Annotated in this window: 19 protein-coding genes and 1 riboswitch; of the genes, 5 read left to right on the top strand and 14 right to left on the bottom strand. The window is 37.2% G+C overall.

Going from position 1 to position 18,670, the window contains the following annotated elements:
• Positions 1-19 precede the first annotated feature (19 nt).
• Together recQ and purD are read left to right on the top strand one after the other, a co-directional pair.
• Positions 20-2,212, top strand: a complete 2,193-nt coding sequence (recQ, locus tag AAOP42_RS19885; protein ID WP_349530335.1) for a DNA helicase RecQ — start codon at positions 20-22, stop codon at positions 2,210-2,212.
• 114 nt (positions 2,213-2,326) lie between these two features.
• Entirely contained in the window at positions 2,327-3,616 is a 1,290-nt protein-coding gene (purD, locus tag AAOP42_RS19890) for a phosphoribosylamine--glycine ligase (RefSeq protein ID WP_349530336.1), read from the top strand.
• Between the two features lie 18 nt (positions 3,617-3,634).
• On the opposite strand, the gene chrA is transcribed toward purD, so the two are convergent.
• From chrA to AAOP42_RS19925, 7 genes are all read right to left on the bottom strand, one after another.
• Positions 3,635-4,810 carry a chromate efflux transporter gene (gene chrA / locus AAOP42_RS19895; protein ID WP_349530337.1) on the bottom strand — a complete coding sequence of 392 codons (1,176 nt, stop codon included), beginning with the start codon at positions 4,808-4,810 and terminating at the stop codon, positions 3,635-3,637.
• Complete coding sequence (locus AAOP42_RS19900; protein WP_349530338.1) at positions 4,810-5,784, bottom strand: isopenicillin N synthase family dioxygenase; 975 nt, start codon at positions 5,782-5,784, stop codon at positions 4,810-4,812. The genes chrA and AAOP42_RS19900 overlap by 1 nt, the downstream gene beginning before the upstream one ends.
• 107 nt (positions 5,785-5,891) lie before the next feature.
• Entirely contained in the window at positions 5,892-6,347 is a 456-nt protein-coding gene (locus AAOP42_RS19905; protein ID WP_349530339.1) for a DUF4399 domain-containing protein, read from the bottom strand.
• A 57-nt stretch (positions 6,348-6,404) separates the two neighbouring features.
• The gene (gene recO, locus AAOP42_RS19910) at positions 6,405-7,097 is read right to left on the bottom strand and encodes a DNA repair protein RecO (protein WP_349530340.1); all 693 of its coding nucleotides are present in this window, start codon (positions 7,095-7,097) and stop codon (positions 6,405-6,407) included.
• Positions 7,097-9,316, bottom strand: a complete 2,220-nt coding sequence (gene porZ / locus AAOP42_RS19915) for a type IX secretion system anionic LPS delivery protein PorZ (RefSeq protein WP_349530341.1) — start codon at positions 9,314-9,316, stop codon at positions 7,097-7,099. The genes recO and porZ overlap by 1 nt, the downstream gene beginning before the upstream one ends.
• A complete protein-coding gene (locus tag AAOP42_RS19920) occupies positions 9,317-9,913 on the bottom strand; it encodes a thymidine kinase (protein ID WP_349530342.1) in 597 nt (198 codons plus the stop codon). It abuts the gene before it with no gap.
• Between the two features lie 2 nt (positions 9,914-9,915).
• Positions 9,916-10,239, bottom strand: a complete 324-nt coding sequence (locus tag AAOP42_RS19925) for a 2Fe-2S iron-sulfur cluster-binding protein (protein WP_349530343.1) — start codon at positions 10,237-10,239, stop codon at positions 9,916-9,918.
• 31 nt (positions 10,240-10,270) lie between these two features.
• Between AAOP42_RS19925 and AAOP42_RS19930 the strand changes: the two genes are divergently transcribed.
• Positions 10,271-11,518, top strand: a complete 1,248-nt coding sequence (locus tag AAOP42_RS19930; RefSeq protein WP_349530344.1) for a DUF8457 domain-containing protein — start codon at positions 10,271-10,273, stop codon at positions 11,516-11,518.
• A 56-nt stretch (positions 11,519-11,574) separates the two neighbouring features.
• Positions 11,575-11,681, top strand: a riboswitch (SAM riboswitch).
• A 192-nt stretch (positions 11,682-11,873) separates the two neighbouring features.
• Positions 11,874-12,593: a phosphoadenylyl-sulfate reductase gene (locus AAOP42_RS19935; protein ID WP_349530345.1), complete on the top strand. Its 720-nt coding sequence runs from the start codon at positions 11,874-11,876 to the stop codon at positions 12,591-12,593.
• Between the two features lie 38 nt (positions 12,594-12,631).
• On the opposite strand, the gene AAOP42_RS19940 is transcribed toward AAOP42_RS19935, so the two are convergent.
• The 4 genes from AAOP42_RS19940 to AAOP42_RS19955 form a co-directional block, all read right to left on the bottom strand.
• The gene (locus AAOP42_RS19940; RefSeq protein WP_349530346.1) at positions 12,632-12,772 is read right to left on the bottom strand and encodes a CsbD family protein; all 141 of its coding nucleotides are present in this window, start codon (positions 12,770-12,772) and stop codon (positions 12,632-12,634) included.
• 75 nt (positions 12,773-12,847) lie between these two features.
• On the bottom strand, positions 12,848-12,997 hold the full coding sequence (locus tag AAOP42_RS19945) for a lmo0937 family membrane protein (protein ID WP_349530347.1): 150 nt from the start codon (positions 12,995-12,997) through the stop codon (positions 12,848-12,850).
• Between the two features lie 132 nt (positions 12,998-13,129).
• Positions 13,130-13,762, bottom strand: coding sequence for a porin family protein (locus AAOP42_RS19950; RefSeq protein WP_349530348.1), 633 nt, complete (start codon positions 13,760-13,762; stop codon positions 13,130-13,132).
• A 42-nt stretch (positions 13,763-13,804) separates the two neighbouring features.
• A complete protein-coding gene (locus AAOP42_RS19955; RefSeq protein WP_349530349.1) occupies positions 13,805-14,218 on the bottom strand; it encodes a hypothetical protein in 414 nt (137 codons plus the stop codon).
• Positions 14,219-14,541: 323 nt separating this feature from the next.
• On the opposite strand from AAOP42_RS19955, the gene AAOP42_RS19960 reads away from it, so the two are divergent.
• Entirely contained in the window at positions 14,542-14,934 is a 393-nt protein-coding gene (locus tag AAOP42_RS19960) for a DUF302 domain-containing protein (protein ID WP_349530350.1), read from the top strand.
• 30 nt (positions 14,935-14,964) lie between these two features.
• Here AAOP42_RS19960 and AAOP42_RS19965 read toward each other — a convergent pair whose 3' ends face one another.
• From AAOP42_RS19965 to AAOP42_RS19975, 3 genes are all read right to left on the bottom strand, one after another.
• Positions 14,965-15,744: a LytR/AlgR family response regulator transcription factor gene (locus tag AAOP42_RS19965; RefSeq protein WP_349530351.1), complete on the bottom strand. Its 780-nt coding sequence runs from the start codon at positions 15,742-15,744 to the stop codon at positions 14,965-14,967.
• Positions 15,725-16,846 (bottom strand): sensor histidine kinase, encoded by a 1,122-nt coding sequence (locus AAOP42_RS19970; RefSeq protein ID WP_349530352.1) that lies wholly within the window; start codon positions 16,844-16,846, stop codon positions 15,725-15,727. Before AAOP42_RS19970 ends, AAOP42_RS19965 begins: the two co-directional genes overlap by 20 nt.
• 813 nt (positions 16,847-17,659) lie before the next feature.
• Positions 17,660-18,658, bottom strand: coding sequence for an NADP-dependent oxidoreductase (locus tag AAOP42_RS19975; RefSeq protein WP_349530353.1), 999 nt, complete (start codon positions 18,656-18,658; stop codon positions 17,660-17,662).
• Positions 18,659-18,670 lie beyond the last annotated feature (12 nt).

Here is an 18,670-nt window from a genome sequence, read left to right on the forward strand (position 1 = left end):
ATATAAACTAGTTATGAGAATGGTTGTAAGTCAGGAGGAAGAGATAAAAGATAAATTAAAAGAGGTCTTTGGCTTTAGTGGCTTTAGAGGAACTCAGGAAAAAATTATTAAAAATATATTGGCTGGCAAAAATACCTTTGTATTGATGCCTACCGGTGCAGGAAAATCATTGTGCTACCAGTTGCCTGCGATTGTAAGTGAAGGTACAGCAATAGTGATTTCACCATTGATTGCATTGATGAAAAATCAGGTAGATCAAATGAATGCATTCGGTATAAATGCACAATTTTTAAATTCTACGCTTTCACGAGCAGAGGTCAAAAGAGTAAAAGAAGATACCCTTTCGGGAGAAGTTAAACTACTATACGTAGCTCCCGAATCTCTCACCAAGGAAGAAAATGTAGCATTTTTAAAGGAAGCCACAATATCATTTGCAGCGATTGATGAAGCTCACTGTATTTCAGAATGGGGTCATGATTTTCGACCTGAATATCGTAGAATTAAATCTATTATTGGTCAGTTAGGAGATATTCCAATCATAGCATTGACGGCAACTGCCACTCCTAAAGTGCAGTTGGATATTCAGAAAAACCTGAATATGGAAGATGCAGACGTGTTTAAGTCTTCTTTCAATAGAGGAAATCTGTACTATGAAGTACGTCCAAAAGTTCAGGTTAAAAAGCAGTTGATAAAATTCATAAAAGAACACAAAGGGAAATCTGGCATTATTTATTGCCTTAGCAGAAAGAAGGTAGAAGAAATAGCCGAATTTTTGCGTGTCAATGATGTAAATGCCGCACCCTACCATGCCGGACTGGATTCGTCCGTAAGAATGAAAAATCAAGACGATTTTTTAAATGAAGATGTGGACGTGATAGTAGCTACAATAGCTTTCGGTATGGGTATTGACAAACCTGATGTCCGCTTTGTGATTCATTACGACACACCGAAATCATTGGAAGGATACTATCAGGAAACTGGTAGAGCTGGAAGAGATGGCCTGGAAGGTAAGTGCGTGATGTTCTATAGTCTGGATGATATTATTAAGCTCGAAAAATTCAACAAAGACAAGCCGGTAACAGAGCGAGAAAACGCAAAGCTTTTGCTTGAAGAAATGTCTGCCTATGCAGAATCATCCGTATGCCGAAGAGTACAGCTTTTACACTATTTTGGAGAAGAATATACAGCTTCCGATTGCACGGATCAGGGAATGTGTGATAATTGTGATCATCCCAAGGCCAAATTTGACGGACAAAAATACATTGAACTGGTACTTGAAACCGCTCAAAAAACAGGAGAACGATTTGGCATTGGCCATTTGGTAAATGTAATCCGAGGAATAGAAAGTCAATATGTTAAAAGCTATGACCACAACAAACTGGATGTATTTAAAAAAGGAAGCGAAGAAACAGAAGTATTTTGGAGGTCATTGGTCAGACAAACTTTGTTGAACGAATTACTAAAAAAAGACATTGAAACTCTCGGAGTGTTAAAATTGTCAGATAAAGGGTTGGAGTACATGAAAAATCCTTATCCAATAGAACTTTCTAAAGACAAAGATTATACAGTGGATGGAGGAGATGATGATGATTTTTCTTCCAACAATGTAACCAAGGCTTATGATGAGGGATTATTTGATTTGCTAAAAGGCCTTCGAAAAAAAGTGGCAAAACAGAAAAATTTACCTCCTTATGTCATTTTTCAGGATCCATCTTTAGAGGAAATGGCTACAACTTACCCGACAACAAAAGAGGACTTGGCTCAGGTCAATGGTGTAGGCATGGGTAAAGTTGTAAAATTTGGAAAGCCATTTTTAGAATTAATAGAAAACTATGTAGAAGAAAATGATATTGAAACTGCCACCGAGGTGGTTATCAAATCCGCAATTAATAAGTCCAAAATCAAAATTTTTATCATACAACAAATAGATAAAAAAGTAGGGCTTGAAGAAATTGCAGATGCAAAAGGAGTCTCTTATGACGAAATCATCACTGAAATAGAAAATATCTGCTACTCCGGTACCAAACTCAATCTTGATTATTACATAGATCAAATCATGGACGAAGACCGTCAGGATGATTTATACGATTATTTCCTAACTGCAGATACTGACGACATTGATGTGGCTATGGATGAATTGGAATACGATGATTATTCAGAAGACGAAGTGAGACTGATGAGGATTAAGTTTATGTCTGAATATGCCAATTAATTCGGAATTTCATTTCCTATGTCTCGGTAATTTGTAGTAAATCAATTGTACAATAGGTTGTTACCAATTGACAATTCTCCCTATTTTTGCCGCAATCAATTATAGTGGTTTTTTATGAATATTCTAGTTTTAGGTTCCGGAGGAAGGGAGCATACATTTGTTTGGAAAATTTCTCAAAGTAAAAATGTTGGGAAAATATATGCCGCTCCCGGAAATGCCGGCACCAGTCAATTGGCACAAAACATCCCCGTTGATATCAATGATTTTCCTGCCGTAAAAGATTTGATTTTAAAATTTGATATTGGAATGGTAGTAGTAGGGCCGGAAGAACCTTTAGTACGTGGTATTCGGGATTATTTCAAAGAAGAAGGCTTGCTCGACAAACTAATATTGATAGGGCCGGATAAAAAAGGAGCAAGCCTGGAAGGGAGTAAAGATTTTTCCAAAAAATTTATGGAAAAATATGGAGTACCTACTGCCAAAGCGTTGACTGTAAATAAGGAAAATCTGAGTGAGGGCCTTTCGTTTCTGGAAACGCTTTCATCACCTTACGTATTAAAAGCTGATGGCTTGGCAGCAGGTAAAGGGGTGATCATCAGCCCTAACCTGGAAGAAGCTAAAAGTGCCTTGAAAACCATGCTTGATGGTCAGTTTGGAGCTGCCAGTCAAAAAGTACTCATTGAAGAATTTTTAGATGGCATAGAGCTATCTGTATTTGTGCTTACAGATGGCATAAACTATAAAATTCTGCCTGAAGCTAAAGACTACAAAAGAATAGGAGAAGGTGATACCGGGCCAAATACAGGCGGAATGGGAGCCGTGTCCCCTGTACTATTTGCTGATAAGGACTTCATGTCCAAAGTAGAAGAAAGGGTAATCAAGCCTACTGTGAAAGGGTTGCAAGAGGAAGGTATGGATTATGTAGGCTTTATATTTATTGGTCTCATGAATATAGGTGGAGAGCCTTTTGTTATCGAATACAATGTAAGAATGGGAGATCCGGAAACTCAGGCTGTACTGCCAAGACTGGATTCTGATTTATTAGAGCTGTTCAAAGCAACAGCAAACAATTCACTGAACGAATTTGAGCTTAAGACTTCTAATCATACCACCACTACAGTAGTAGCTGCTGCAGGAGGGTATCCCGGATCGTATGAAAAGGGAAAAGTTATTTCAGGATTGGACAACGCCAACAATGCAACCGTTTTCCATGCGGGCACTAAAGAAAGTGATGGACTTGTAATCACAAATGGAGGGAGGGTAATAGCGGTTACCGGAATGTCATCCAGTATCGAAGGTGCTCTGGAAAAATCTTACAATGCACTAAGTGAAATTGATTGGGAAGGCATGAATTTCAGAAAAGATATCGGACAAGATTTGATCGCTTTTATGAGTAAATCCTAAGAAAATTTAAGCTCAAAGTCATATTACTAATCCGGCAATCAGCCCGACAACAATCAATATAGGAGTTGGTATTTTGGTGAATACCAAAATAAAAAATGTTGCAGGCATTATAAAATAGTTAATTGGTTGGTGCTGCAACGGGAGGAAGAGTAAAAAAGTAGCAGCGAGAATCATCCCGGAGCTCACTGCACTGATCCCATCTATAGATGCCCTAATTATTCTGTATTTTTTTAAATCCGTCCAGAATCGGATAACAAAAAATATAAGAAATGTACCGGGAAGAAAAACTCCCAAGGCAGCCATGACTGCACCTCCAATTTGAGCATATATACCATAATCTTTTAGAGAGATCGCTCCAATAAATGAACTCAATGAAAAAACAGGACCGGGTATGGCTTGCATCAGAGCAAACCCTGAAAGGAATTCTTCAGATGTTAAATACCCCTTAAACTCTACAAATTCGGTATATAAGAGTGGAATCAACACCTGCCCTCCTCCAAAAATCAAACTGCCATTCCTGTAAAAATTTTCAAAAATACGTATGCTCAAAGCATTGGTAACACCGCCAAGTGCTGCTGCAAAAAGGAAAACTCCTCCCCATAAAAAGAAGTTCGCCCATTTAATATGCAACTCTCCTTTTTCTTCTATTGGCTGTTTTTTAAAGTTAAAAGCGGTGATTCCGCCACCAATTAGCAGCAAAACAGGAAATACGTATGGAGTTTGAAAGTAAAAGGAAATAATGGCTGATGCTGTCATTAATATTACTGCTGTATATCCTTTAACAACCTTTTTTATAATAGTGTAAGCTGAATAACCTACAATACCCACGGCAATTGGATGAACATATTTTGTGAAGTTCAGAGAAATTTGATCCTTATCAATGACGGATATGGCAATGCCTGCGGTAGTCATGATAATAAAAGCAGGAATAAGCCATACCAGAAGAGTGAGGTAAGCCAAAGTAGGACCTCCAATCTTAAATCCGATAGCCGTGAGTGTTTGTGTGGAGGTAGGGCCCGGAAGTATCTGGCACAGTGCATTCAACTCTATCAACTCCTGTTCATCAAGGTAGCCTCTTTTTTTGACCATCAGGTCAAGTAGCATAGCAAAATGAGCCTGAGGCCCACCAAATGCCGTGAGCGTTAAGACAAGTACATCCCTTAAAAAGATATAATACCTTACTTTCTTGAACATTACTTTTTCAACCCAATTTCAGCCAATCTTTGACTTAAAAATTCTCCCGCAGTAATATCATCGTAAGCCTTAGGGTGCTCCTGATCTATGCAGCCTTCAAGACAGGCAAGATCCATATCGGCTCTGGGGTGCATGAAAAAAGGAATCGAATATCGGGAAGTCTTAAGCAGTTCTTTAGGAGGATTCACCACCCTGTGGATAGTAGATTTTAGCTTATTATTAGTGTGTCTCTCCAACATATCTCCAACATTTACAACAAGTTGATCTGGCAGAGCCGTTATGGGAATCCACTTGCCGTCCTTTCTCAACACCTGCAATCCATCTGCACTGGCACCCATCAATAAAGTAATAAGATTAATATCTCCATGCTCTGCTGCCCTCACCGCATCGTCAGGTACATCATCCGGGTTCTCTATTGGAAAATAATGTATTGGCCTTAAAATACTGTTTCCATTGTGCACTTTATCGTCAAAATAGTTTTCCTCAAGACTCAGGTACAATGCGATTGCTTTCAACATCTGCATACCGGCTTTCTCAATTGTTTGATAAACATTCAAAGCAATTTCCTTGTACTCCGGAATTTCTTTATCGGGCCATATATTATCAGGGTATTCATTTTTAATCAAATCTCCATCAGTCACCTCTTGCCCAACATGATAAAATTCTTTTAGATCCGCAGTTGTCCTTCCTTTAGCATGCTCTTTGCCTTTGCCTATGTAACCTCTTTGACCAAAATTCTCAGGATCTTCGTATTTGCTCTTGACTTCATCAGGAAGGGAGAAAAATCTTTTGTTTACTTCGTATAATTGTGCGACAAGTTCATCACTAAGCCCGTGATTTTTTATGGCCACAAATCCTATATTGTTGTAAGCCCTACCCAGTTCTTCAACAAATCTTTCTTTTTTTTCAGGATCATTACCAGTAAAATCAGCCAAATCCAGTGAGGGAATTTCATCGTATAACTTGTCACTCATTTTTAGAATCGTTTAGTTGAGGGGAAATTTACTCAAATCGGACAAAAAAATAAAGACCCTGATATCTTCAAAGCCTTTATTTTTATTTATTCTGTATGGTTAAAAAATCACTCAACCGTGATTTTAATAGATGCCGCCATGTCTTCACCATAAGAAGCGTGAACTCCATTGGCAAATTGCAATGAGATAGTATATTCACCAGGCTCCAATTCCAAAGAAGTATCTGTTTGTCCTTTTCCAAAATGAATGGTTGAATCGCTTGCAGGAATCACCTGCCCTTCAGGCCAACTGGCCTGGTTGATCAAAATATGATGATGACCAAAGCCTTCATTTACTTGCCCCGCTGGCTCTATTTTCATTCCTTTCACTCCCATTTCTATAAAAACCGGACTTGCCACAGTAGCTCCGTCAGCCGGGCTTTTGAAAAACACAGACGGTTCCTCTTCTACTTCAGCAACCATGGTTTTTTCCTGCTCCATTACAGGTTCTTTACTTTCCTTTTTGCTACTGCATGAAGCCAGTACAACAACTCCTGCCAATAGTGTTAACAATACATTTTTCATAAGAATTTTAGTTTTATAATATTTCAGTTTCAATGTGTTAATTTAACATATACAATATTAAGTATGAAATACATCTTTTAGAACTGTAGCAGACTTTATCTCTCCAAAACTTTCAATATGCAACCGATAATAATTGATCAGTAAATCTAAAAGGTATCGTCTGGTTTTGTTATCCATTTTAAATTCATGACTATAAGGTAGATCCCTCAATAATATCCCCTGCCCGGCTGCAAAACTTAATTCTTTATGCGTAGTGTTTTCTTCATCGAGTAAATTATGAGCAGACCTGATGCTAAACCCAAGATAAGAAGATGCTTTGATCATCAGTTGTAGATGAAAACTCTGGTAATTACTCGTCAACCGATCCAGTTCTTTGATAGATTCAAAGAAAAACGAAAACTGTCCGTCATGATCTTGTTCTTCTTCACTCAATATTTTAGAAAACCATTCAGAAACAAAAATGATTATAGCCGATTTTTTAATGTCAAATGGAATGGTCTTAAATGGAAAAGCGGATCGATATTCAGATAACCTGTTGATTCCTCCATTTTGGCTTTTTTTTCGGTAAACAACTAACTCCAGCAGTGAAAGAGGCTGAAGAAGAGCCAGGCTTTTCTTTGATGCCTTGCTCCGTATGCTATTGATGATATAAGGTTGAAGCCCGAATTCTTCGGTGTATATTTTTACGATAATAGAAGTATCCCGGTATTTGATGTAGTTTATTACTATGCCACGTGTCTTGTGTAGCATCAGTTTATCACAGCAATTTTCCCTACAAAAGTTTCTTTCCCATCAGAAGAAGAACTGAAAACCAAATACACTCCGGATTCTGCCCTCACACCATTGTAGTCAGCTACATTCCACGACGTAGAGCCTCCTGCAGCATGAAGTTCTTTGACCAGCCTACCAGAAACATTGGTGATTTTAACTACAACATTACTCGCAAGCCCACTAATCCCTACCTGACCATTAAACCCCGGAAGTACTGGATTTGGAAATATTTTCACATCCTGATGAAAGGGCTTTCCCTCCGAGGCATCACTCCTATAGGAAATTAGCCCCTTGTCAGTCGAAATAAATAGTTCACCAGTGGTTGGATGTATTTTCAAATCCAATATATTATTTGAAAGCAGGGGACTATTTTCTGTGTTAAAATTAAAAACAAGCTTATCCGCATTTTCCTCAAATAGCCATAAACCATCATTCGTTCCTATCCATTTTCTATTGCCTCCATCTATCTCTATGGCCGAAATACTTTCATTTTCAAGTAGGAAATTAGTGCCAAAAATAGGCCGGTTGATTTCTATAGAATTGTCTGATATTACGCCAAAAGAAAAAGGAAAAACAGCCAATCCACCCTCTGTCCCAATCCAAATCTCATCATCTTTAGCAAATGCAATATCGGTAACCTTAGAGGATGGCAAATTGCCATTGGAAGAGGTAATGTATCTCGATTGTTTTGATTCCGGGTCGTATGCCAAAATACCTCCAGTGAAAGTGTTGCTCAACTGCATCCAGACATTTCCAAGATTACTTATTTTCACATCAACAGGATATTCTGAGGCACTGACACCAAAAGAAAATGACTCCCAATTGCCCTCAATATCTAACTTAAGCAGTGGAGTATTGCTGGCATTTGCTACCCATCTATTCCCTTGATTATCTACCGCCAGCCCGGCAACCAAAATATCATTGTTCGATGAGTTATTTATTACCAACGGACTATTGGTCTCATCATATTTCAATTGATTTTCCAGATTTAATATTCCATCACCAAACGAAGCTACCAATTTCGAATCTGATGAAACTGCTGAAATATCCTCCAACCCCGACAGATCAGATTTAGTAAAAACTTTCCAGCTACCATTCTCAAATTCAGCATAACCCAGATTGTTGTTTAGAGACTGGTAAAATGACGACATAAACCGTGGCAGAACAACCACTTTCTCTCCTACCAATTGAATTCTTCCGACAATCCCCTCAAATATCCCATTTGGAACAAATCTGGTCACTGTACCATTTTCCAAACTGGAAAGGCCATGACTATGATCAGCATACCAGAGTGTGCCTTCAGAAGTTAAAATAGCATCCTTTGGAACATCTCCATTTTCTATCTCTATAGGAACAGCATCTCCTGAGTCATCTAAAGAATAGATACCGCCTTCCGCTATCACAATCACATTGGATTCATTCCTTCGTAATTTTATAATATCAGAATTTATATTATTGATCTCGGAATCAATCCAGGAATCTCCATCGAAAAAGAATATTTTGGTTCCATCAGTAGCCATTACCTGATCGTTAAGAATAGTTACAGAATACATTTTCACATCGGATACTAAAGAACCCTCAAACCGCTCCCAATTGTTAAAATCCTGTAGATTAATATTGGAGGCAATTTGTCCTTCCAGCATCCCAATATTAGTAGCCGCATAAATTTTGTCATCATGAAAAGCTACGCTATTTACCTTTGTAGATTCGCCTTGATCAAGGTTTTGATAAGCCTCTGCCACTTCTCCTGATTCAGAATTGAGTACAATAATTCCAAAGTTGGTTGATAAGTAAACCAATCCATTTCTAAACGTAATGTGATTGATACTTTTACTATCGCTTATGTCTCTGTTTTTTATCGTTTTAACATTCAAAATCTGATTGTCCTGTAGCAAATCAATATTGCCATTTTCATACCCAATAGCAAAAGTTTTTGACTCATCGTCATAGGCTATAGCAGAAACACTAATATCACTCAGCCCTTCCATTTTGGAAAGCTTATTCAAACTGTTATCCGAAAGGTCGTAATAAAAAAGGCCAAACTGATTGGCACAATAGACCTTGTCCTCCACTAATTCCACAAGGTGGGTGCGCTCATAGTTGAAATGCACACGCCAGGTTCCGATTGGAATGTTTTCTTGTGCTAATGTGATCTTCGCACTTAAAAATATGATTAATGTTATTGCAATGTTTTTCAACTACTTTTCCTTTTGATAATCTTGATAAAAACAATTTCTGCATCGGGCTTCATAAGTTTCTCTCTCACCCAACATCACTTTTTCATCCGAATTTAGAAGCCTGTGGGAATAAGAAGCCACACCACCACATTTCATACAAATGGCATGCACTTTGGTCACAAACTCTGCAATACTCATCAATGCCGGCATAGCCCCAAACGGCTCCCCCTTAAAATCCATATCCAACCCGGCAACAATTACCCTTTTGCCTTTATTTGCAAGTTTTCTTGTTACACTTACTATCTCCTGATCAAAAAATTGAGCTTCATCTATGCCTACCACATCGCTATTTCCTGCTAATAGCAATATATCATTGGCAAATTGCACGGGTGTTGACCTGATAGAGTTTTCGTTGTGAGACACCACTTCAGTCTGGTGGTAGCGTGTATCTACTGCCGGTTTAAATATTTCAACCTTTTGTCTGGCTATTAAAGCCCTGTTCATTCTCCGAATGAGTTCCTCTGTTTTTCCTGAAAACATTGATCCACATATTACCTCTATCCAACCTGTCGGTTCATTCTTTGCTTTAAACTTGACAATATGCGGTTCTATAAACATAGTTAATCAGAATAGCTTATGTGCATGAATTTGTTGGACGAATCTACTTTGATGATTACATCTCCCAAAACATGGCATTGACAAGCCAGCCGCTCATTTTCTTTGAGTCTTCCGGAATCAATGTATTTATCCTCGCAGGTGGTTATTGGAGATACATTTTCTATACCATCCAAAAATATTGCTTTGCAGGTAGTGCACCTTCCTTTACCTCCACAGGCATACATCCAATCTACATTATTTTCATGAATGATATCAAGAAGCAATTTTTCATCGTTTTCACTTAAAATTTCCTTCTTATTGAGGTTTTCTATGACGATTTTCGGCATATTTTATAACTTTACAAAACAAGCAAATATTATGACTGGCAACAAATTAAATCAAAAGGCAGCAGAAAGTTATAGCAAATCATTTTCTTCAATAATCCTCGAGAAACATTTCCCTACAAGCAACGCAATTACCGGCCAGCAAATATTGGACATTACTCCTGTAAAGCAAGTCAATTTTTATATATTAAAGGTCTTGTTTCTTCAGTGGCAGGAAGAAACAAAAAAATTTCAAAGCCCTTTTTTCGACTATTCAAAACCCGAAGTTAAAGATGGATTGAAAAGCCTTATCAATACGCTTTCAAAAAATATTTTGATAAAGAAAGAACCATTCAGGCCTCTATTGGAGAAAGCTGTTTTGGATACGATTACTTTGATGTACAATCCGACAGAGTTTTTTATCACAGAATTTTCTAACCTGCCGAATGTAACCAGAATTCAGGGTTTCAAAGGGCTGTCTAAATATATTAAGCTAAGAAAAAATATCTACAATAAAATAGTAGAGAAGCTTGATAATGATGGCAATCAGGTAATAACTAATGATGAAATAAAAACCCTGGTACAATTTGTTGTCAGCCAACAAACGCCAGACAATGATGATATTTCCGGAGAAGCCGATTTGTTTTCTTCCATACTTCCTCTGGATGTATTTGAAAAAGTGAAAGAAGAAGAACCAGTTGTAGAAATCATTGATGAACCAATAGCTGAAGAAGAGATTTTGATTAAGGTAGAAGAGGAAGAAGATACCGAAGAGGTTGGAGAAATAATAATAGAAGAGGAGGAGCTTGATGAAATAAATCAAGACACCAGCGATCATGATGGAGGAATTTTGATAGAAAAAGACGACCATGAAGAGGTCGAAGAAGAAGAGAACATGGATGAGGAGTTTTCTCCAATAGTAGAAGTGAAAACCGCTCCAGCCCCCATCATAGCTGAAAAACCAACCACCGTAAACGAAAAATTTACTGAGGAAAAGCATACCATCAACGAAAAATTTGAAAACAACAAACCAAAATCTTCAATTGCGGAAGTTCATGAAACAGAGAAAATTTCTGAGATACAGAAGAGCATTAGCGTAAATCAACGCTACATGTTTTTGAATGATCTTTTCAATGGTGATTCCAGTGAGTATTCTAAAGCACTGGAGGAAGTAGAAAAAAGCAATTCATTTGACGAATCAGTGGAACTTTTGGTACAGAACTATTCTAAAAAATACGAATGGGACATGAACTCTGATGAGGTTAAAGAGCTTTTAAAAGTGATCTTTAAGCGGTTTAGGTGAGTTTTTGGTATGAGAGCTAATTTATCCTAGCTTTGCGACTCGTTCTTTAATATGATAACTTATCAAGAAAGGTGGAGGGAATGGCCCTTTGAAGCCTTAGCAACCTTTCCTTTTATGGAAAAACGGTGCTAAATCCTGTCCCAAAAATGGGAACAGATAAGTCCAAGGACATTTTGTCAAACCGATATAAATGCCTCTTTCGACTTATCGACAGGGGCTTTTTTATTTCTTGGTGACCTTATTCTATTGATGAACAAACCTAAAACAACATTATCTATCAATTATTAAAAAAAAATAGACCCTAAAAGAAAATTCTTCGTAAGAAGTTCAATATTTAATGTAATTGAGAAGGAATATGGAAGCTGAAAAAACAGAAACACAAAAGCTGACAATAGATTTGGAAAATGCTGAAACCAGAGCAAAACAGATCAGGCAATTGAATGAAAGATATCATTCGCTGACCATCGAAGAAAGAGTAACTGCTCTTTATGAAGATTTTGATCAGGCAGATGTCATGCTTACTTCGTCTTTTGCTGCTACCTCTGCCTTTTTACTCAAGGTCTTTTCTTTGGCTAACCCCAGTCAAAAAATCTATTTTATTGACACGGGGTATCATTTTAGAGAAACATTGGAATACAAAGAAAAGCTCACAGAGCTCTATGGCCTGAATGTAGAAAGTATAAAAGCAGAAGATTGGAAACACGATTTTACCACAAAGGAAGAGACCTGGAAAAAAGATCCGGACTTCTGCTGCTCAATAAATAAAGTTGAACCTCTCAACGAAATCAAAGAAAACTACAAAATCTGGGTGTCAGGACTGATGGAATGGCAAAGCGATCACCGTTCTACACTGGATATTTTTGAAGACAGAAATGGCATCATCAAGTTTTATCCCTTACTGGATGTAACTCAGGAAGAAAGAGAAGCTTATATAAAAGATCACAACCTTCCTTTTCATCCGCTAGTAGCCAAGGGATATTTTTCTATAGGCTGTGAGCACTGTACCGTACCTGGAAAAGGTCGTAGCGGCAGGTGGAACAACAGCCCGAAAACAGAATGTGGATTGCACCTGTAAGTAAATCTAAGAATTGAAAGTGCTTCATTGGATAACCTCTAATTTGAGTTTTCAAGCACTTTCAATTCTGAAATCTTTTTCGCTTCTGCCACAGCAAGTTCATTTTCAGTAAACTCACCATACTTTTCTTTCAATTTTCCTTTCAATATATTCCAGTTTCCTTGATCTAATAATTCCATGTTTTGTTTCGTTTTTTTGATTTTCAATAATTTTCTATTTACTCCAACTCCGAGCAACGTCTTACCTCTGAAAACTTAAGCAACTCCCCTGATTATTCTAAGTATAATGGCAAGAAGGGCAATGACAAGAAGAATGTGAATAAGACCTCCTGCACTGTAACCCAAAAAGCCAACCAGCCAGAAAATGACCAATACTACTGCGAGTATATAAAGTATATTTCCCATGATTTTTTTGTTTTAAGAGTTAAAAATTTATTGTACTTATCAGTACCTGAAACCTGCAGACTTGTCAGGTTTATATCTGAAAGTAAACCTGACAGGTCTCTATTGCTGTTTCCTAAAAGCTTACAAAATTGATTACAACCTAAACCCAAAAGTCAGCTGATACCATACGTTTTTGTAACGTGGGGTACTTGAAGTACCATCTCCATGGTTATTTATCATATCCCACCCGACTCTGGTTCCAATTACAAAATCATTTAGGTTAAAATCTACACCTCCGATAAAACCCATGGTGTTTTTGCGGATGTTATCATTTTCAAATTCCTGCTCCTGCACCACACTACCTCCTACATTGGTAAATTCATCTTTTTGTTTTAAAAGGAAGGAATATTGTGGGCCAGCTACCAGACTAATGGCAGGAGATGGTTTCACCGAAAACATCAAAGGAATATCAATGTAATTCGTGGTACGAGTGACATCATAAGACAAGCCTTGTATGGTACCTGTTCCCTTAAATCCCTTTCGGGAATATAAAACTTCCGGCTGAAGCCCTATAAATTTACCAATAGGGATTGTGATAAATACTCCGGTAGCCAACCCAAATCTACCATCTGCTTCAAACTCTTCACCTTGTGAGTCATATACATTAGAATAATTAGAGCCTATTTTCAACCCAAACTGTGGATTTTCACGGTGATCCATACTTTGAGACTTTGCATCAAATACTATACAGGCTATTGCGATTATTAATATTGGTAACTTTTTCATGATTTTCTGTTTATATGTGTTCAATATTGGATTATCTGATAATTATTTATCAGAACCATCCAATGCCTCTGCAATTTCTTGTTTCACATCGTTAAACTCAGCTTCAATGTCATCCATGGTTTCATTTACATCACTCTTAATGCTTTCCCAATTGTCTTTAGTAGCATTTTTAGCTTTGGTCAAGGAAACTTGCACATCTTTCTTTTTCTGTTTCAGGTCTTCCTGTACTTTTTCAAGATTCCTTTCAATTGGTCCTTCGTTGAGGTTTAATTTGTCTTCAATATCATCGATGGCATCATCAATATTGGTTTCCAGTTTTTCAAGCTCCTTTACTATTTCTTCTTTTTGCTGTTTAAGATCATTGGATTGATTGCCTGAGCATGCAAACAAGAAAATAAGAGCTACTACTCCGATGGTTTTAGTGATCATATTGAGACTTCTATTATGCGCTTTCATGTTTATATATTTTTGGTTTAACTTAATTTGTACTTACCTAATAGGAATAAACATGCCAGCAAAATAAAAGTGTGTTTATAGTGCATATAAGCCGATATTGGAAATTCGTATTTCTCAAATTGAGAAAATACTCTCTATACTAGACGATTAAAGAGAAACACCTTCCCTGATAAATCAGATATTTAAAGAATTGAAATATACTGAGTAGAGCGGAGTATTATAAAACCAATACCCCATGTTTTCACATAGTTATACGGTAAATATTTGTTATTTTTATGCAATACCAATTGAACCAAACGACACTACATTTAACCATAAAAATTATGAGCTATTATTTCAATACAATACTTAAAGGAAAGGATTTCGATAAAGCCATTGAGCTTGTGACGATCGAATTGAAAAAGGAAGGTTTTGGAGTCTTAACGGAAATTGATGTGAAAGAAACATTGAAAAAGAAAATTGATGTTGATTTTAAGAAGTACAAGATTCTGGGTGCATGCAATCCTCATTTTGCTCATAAAGCACTCCAAAGTGAAGATAAAATAGGTGTTTTCCTTCCTTGCAACATCATTGTGGAAGAACATGAAAATGGAGATGTGGAAGTTTCCGCAGTTGATCCCATTGCTTCTATGGGAGCTGTTCAAAACGAAACTTTGGGAGGATTAGCTTTAGAAGTTCAACAAAAACTGATAAGGGTGATAGCAAACCTCAATTAAAATATCTTGATACCTATTGCCAATACTAGTTTACTTCTCCAGCCACTTCATAAACTCCGGGACTCGTACACGACTGATCAGAATCTGATCTTCGGTAGGTGGCTGTAGTATTACTTCAAGACGGCTGTTGAAGTATTTATTTACCATTTTCACCGAATGAATATTAGTGATACATTTTCTGGAAATCCTAAAAAATTCATTGGGATCCAAAATTTTGGCAAGTTCGTCCAGAGAGTAATCAATAATAAATTTTTTATTTTCTTTTGCTACCAGATAGGTGTAATCATGCTCGGACAAAAAGAATGCAGTATCCTGTACGGAAATATGACGAATACGATCTCCGGTTTTGACCATAAATCGTTTTTTATATTCCTTTTTACCATCTGTAGTGATCTCAAACAGCCGATCTACCTGCTCTGAATTAAGCACCACGTTTGTTGAACCGGAAAAGGTGCTCCTCAACTTCGAATATTTATCCAAACTAGCCTCTAGTTTGTCAATTTCTATAGGCTTCAATAGATAATCTATACTATTTACTTTAAAAGCCTTCAGGGCATAGTTCTCAAATGCTGTGGTGAAAATGATGGGACTTTCTACTTCTACTTGTTTGAATATTTCAAAACTGAGGCCATCCGAAAGCTGAACATCCAAAAATATCAAATCTGGTTTGGGATTGTTTTGCAACCACTCTATGCTATCTTCTACGGTATCAATACAGTCAAGTACCTCAACTCCATGGGATGATGATTCTAATAGTCGTTTTAACTCCTTTTGAGCATGAATTTCATCCTCAATAATTAATGCTGTCATAGCGTGGATCCAATAGTGGTATTTTCACAATAAAAAACTCCTGAGTCTCGTTTATGATAACTCTCTTATCAGTTACCAACTGGTAATGACTACAAATATTGTCCAAACCAATCTTAGAAGAATAACCTTTTGAAGATTTTAATTTCAATGTGTTCTTAAACACAATATAATCGTCCTCCACGTTTACCCAAATTGACAATGGATTTTTCATAGACGCAACATTATGTTTTATGGCATTTTCTATAAGCATTTGAAAAATAATGGGAGGCACCATATAATCTCCCCATTTTTCATCTATTTCTATTTTCAAATCTAGTTTATCACCAAACCTCAATTTAATAAGGTCTATGTATGAATTCAATGCATGAAGTTCCTCATTGATAGACACCAGACCCTTTCCCCTATACTCCAACACATTGCGATATACTTTTGCTAATTTTCGGATAAAATTATGCGCTGTGTTCTGATCCGAATACACCAGAGAAGACAAGGTATTTAGACTATTGAAAAGAAAATGAGGGTTTACCTGAGTCTTGAGCATTTCATACCGAATTTGAAGGCTTTGCTTTTTAAACCGTTCTATTTCCATCAGAGATTTCCGCCACCTATTGAGAAAGAATATCCCCAGTTCGATAACTACCACTATGAATGTGATAATAATGATAGTAAGAGATACCACCATCTCTTCAAGAAATACCAATTGATAATTTTCGTGGAATAAAGCAGCCACCAGAAACCTGGAACCAACCACCATAACCAAAACGAAGAAGATATTGGTAGTCAGTTGAATTAAAAATCTAACGGCAGGATTTAACTGCCAAGGCCACTTTTCATCAAGTCTTCTGTTGAGCCATCTCACGGTTTCCAATATCACAAAAGCCACAGAAATGGCTTTTAGGTATTCCAGGCTGTTCCACTCAAGATGGTGGTCTTCATAAATTAAAGCGAAAAAAGCATCAACTAAAAAACGTGTCAACACGCCTAAAAAAACGATACTCAACCATCTCCACCAATTAAAACTATAGAGGTAATGACTTATTCGTCCTCTTGTGGTATTATGGTAACCGCCTTTAGCCAATTGATATGTAAGTAATTTGGGCAAATTAAAGGATAATTAAGTTGATACCTAAGATAGATATATCTAAAAATGGTTGGGAAGCAGTAAGGCAAATATTGTTCGAAACGATTTTCATATCAACCATGTCCCATACTCTTGTAATGAAAATTAATCCTGTATTTTATTCTTCTTATGGGTATTTATGGGTTGAAATAAAAAAATCTGGCTACCGGAGAAGCCAGATTTTAAAACTATTCAACTATACAAATCACTATTTCTTTTTCTGGGGTTGTAATCTTTATTACGTTGTAAAAATAGACTCAAACACCCTCACCGTAAAGTCGATTCCGGTGAACTGCAGAATACGAGAGGTGAACTTTAGAATACTGACTTAAATCAAATATCAACCGAAACACTCAAACCTCAATAGCCATAAAATAAAAAAATCTGGCTACCGGAGAAGCCAGATCTTAAACTATTCAACTATACAAATCACTATTTCTTTTTCTGGGTTGTAATCTTTATTACGTTGCAAAAGTAGGTTTAAATACTCTCACCGTAAAGTCGATTCCGGTGAACTGTAGAATCCGGGAGGTGAACTTTAGAATACTGACTTAAATCAAATATCAACCGAAACACTCAAACCTCAATAGCCATAAAATAAAAAAATCTGGCTGCAGGAGCAACCAGATTTTAAAACTATTCAACTATACAAATCACTTTCTTTTTCTGGGGTTGTAATCTTTATTACATTGTAAATGTAGATTCAAACACCTTCACCGTAAAGCCAATTCCGGTGAACTGTAGAATTTGGAAAGTGAACTTAATAATCCGACCGATTACTGTATAGCATATCTCTTAATCTAAAACTTTGAGCACAAGCTTTCCTAATTTATCCCCTGAAAACAACTTCAGAAATGCATCGTAAAAATTTTCTATGCCATCTACTACATGCTCTTTGGATTTGAGCTTACCTGTTTGCAACCATCCGGCCATTTCTACGGCTGCTTCTCCATACTTACTTGCATAATCAAGTACAACCATTCCCTCCATTTTTGCGCGATTCACTAGCAACGACAAATAATTGGATGGCCCTTTTATAGCGGTGGTATTGTTATATTGGGAAATAGCTCCACAAATTACAATACGGGCTTTCATATTGATTTTAGTCAACACTGCATCCAGAATGACGCCTCCCACATTGTCGAAATAAACATCCACACCATTAGGGCATTTTTGTTTTAATTCCGTATTGAGGTTTCCTTCTTTGTAGTCAATAGCTGCATCAAATCCCAACTCATTGATCAGGTAGTCGCATTTGTCTTTTCCACCAGCTATGCCTATTACCTTGCAGCCTTTTATTTTTGCAATCTGACCTACGATGCTCCCAACTGCTCCCGCAGCTCCGGAAACCACTACCGTCTCTCCTGCTTTTGGCTGGCCTACTTCCAGCAATCCAAAGTAAGCGGTCATTCCCGGCATACCAAGTGTACCTATATACATTGGTAATGGAGCCAATTTGGGATCAACAGAATACCAGCCCTTGCCATTAGTCACCACGTATTGCTGAACCCCTCCCCATCCGGAACAAAAAGTTCCTTTTGGCAGTTTGTCATTCTTAGATTCTATCACTTCCCCGACTGTACCTGCACGCATTACATCGCCTACCTGTACAGGTTCTATATAAGATTTCACATCGTTCATCCATCCTCGCATGGCCGGATCCAGAGATATGTAATGGATTTTAATGAGCACTTCTCCATCACTGATTTGAGGGATGGGCTTTTCTTGCAAATCCCATGTAGTAGCATCGGGAAGTCCAACAGGCCTTTTAGTTAAAATTTGTTGTTTGTTCATAGTTCAAGCTTT

The organism is Reichenbachiella sp. MALMAid0571 (assembly GCF_040151475.1).
GTDB lineage: Bacteria > Bacteroidota > Bacteroidia > Cytophagales > Cyclobacteriaceae > CAXBNB01.

Coding starts and splice junctions, on each gene's coding strand:
- recQ (WP_349530335.1), top strand. CDS start 20: ATGGTTGTAAGTCAGGAGGAAGAGATAAAAGATAAATTAAAAGAGGTC.
- purD (WP_349530336.1), top strand. CDS start 2,327: ATGAATATTCTAGTTTTAGGTTCCGGAGGAAGGGAGCATACATTTGTT.
- chrA (WP_349530337.1), bottom strand. CDS start 4,810: ATGTTCAAGAAAGTAAGGTATTATATCTTTTTAAGGGATGTACTTGTC.
- AAOP42_RS19900 (WP_349530338.1), bottom strand. CDS start 5,784: ATGAGTGACAAGTTATACGATGAAATTCCCTCACTGGATTTGGCTGAT.
- AAOP42_RS19905 (WP_349530339.1), bottom strand. CDS start 6,347: ATGAAAAATGTATTGTTAACACTATTGGCAGGAGTTGTTGTACTGGCT.
- recO (WP_349530340.1), bottom strand. CDS start 7,097: ATGCTACACAAGACACGTGGCATAGTAATAAACTACATCAAATACCGG.
- AAOP42_RS19920 (WP_349530342.1), bottom strand. CDS start 9,913: ATGTTTATAGAACCGCATATTGTCAAGTTTAAAGCAAAGAATGAACCG.
- AAOP42_RS19925 (WP_349530343.1), bottom strand. CDS start 10,239: ATGCCGAAAATCGTCATAGAAAACCTCAATAAGAAGGAAATTTTAAGT.
- AAOP42_RS19930 (WP_349530344.1), top strand. CDS start 10,271: ATGACTGGCAACAAATTAAATCAAAAGGCAGCAGAAAGTTATAGCAAA.
- AAOP42_RS19935 (WP_349530345.1), top strand. CDS start 11,874: ATGGAAGCTGAAAAAACAGAAACACAAAAGCTGACAATAGATTTGGAA.
- AAOP42_RS19940 (WP_349530346.1), bottom strand. CDS start 12,772: ATGGAATTATTAGATCAAGGAAACTGGAATATATTGAAAGGAAAATTG.
- AAOP42_RS19945 (WP_349530347.1), bottom strand. CDS start 12,997: ATGGGAAATATACTTTATATACTCGCAGTAGTATTGGTCATTTTCTGG.
- AAOP42_RS19950 (WP_349530348.1), bottom strand. CDS start 13,762: ATGAAAAAGTTACCAATATTAATAATCGCAATAGCCTGTATAGTATTT.
- AAOP42_RS19955 (WP_349530349.1), bottom strand. CDS start 14,218: ATGAAAGCGCATAATAGAAGTCTCAATATGATCACTAAAACCATCGGA.
- AAOP42_RS19960 (WP_349530350.1), top strand. CDS start 14,542: ATGAGCTATTATTTCAATACAATACTTAAAGGAAAGGATTTCGATAAA.
- AAOP42_RS19965 (WP_349530351.1), bottom strand. CDS start 15,744: ATGACAGCATTAATTATTGAGGATGAAATTCATGCTCAAAAGGAGTTA.
- AAOP42_RS19975 (WP_349530353.1), bottom strand. CDS start 18,658: ATGAACAAACAACAAATTTTAACTAAAAGGCCTGTTGGACTTCCCGAT.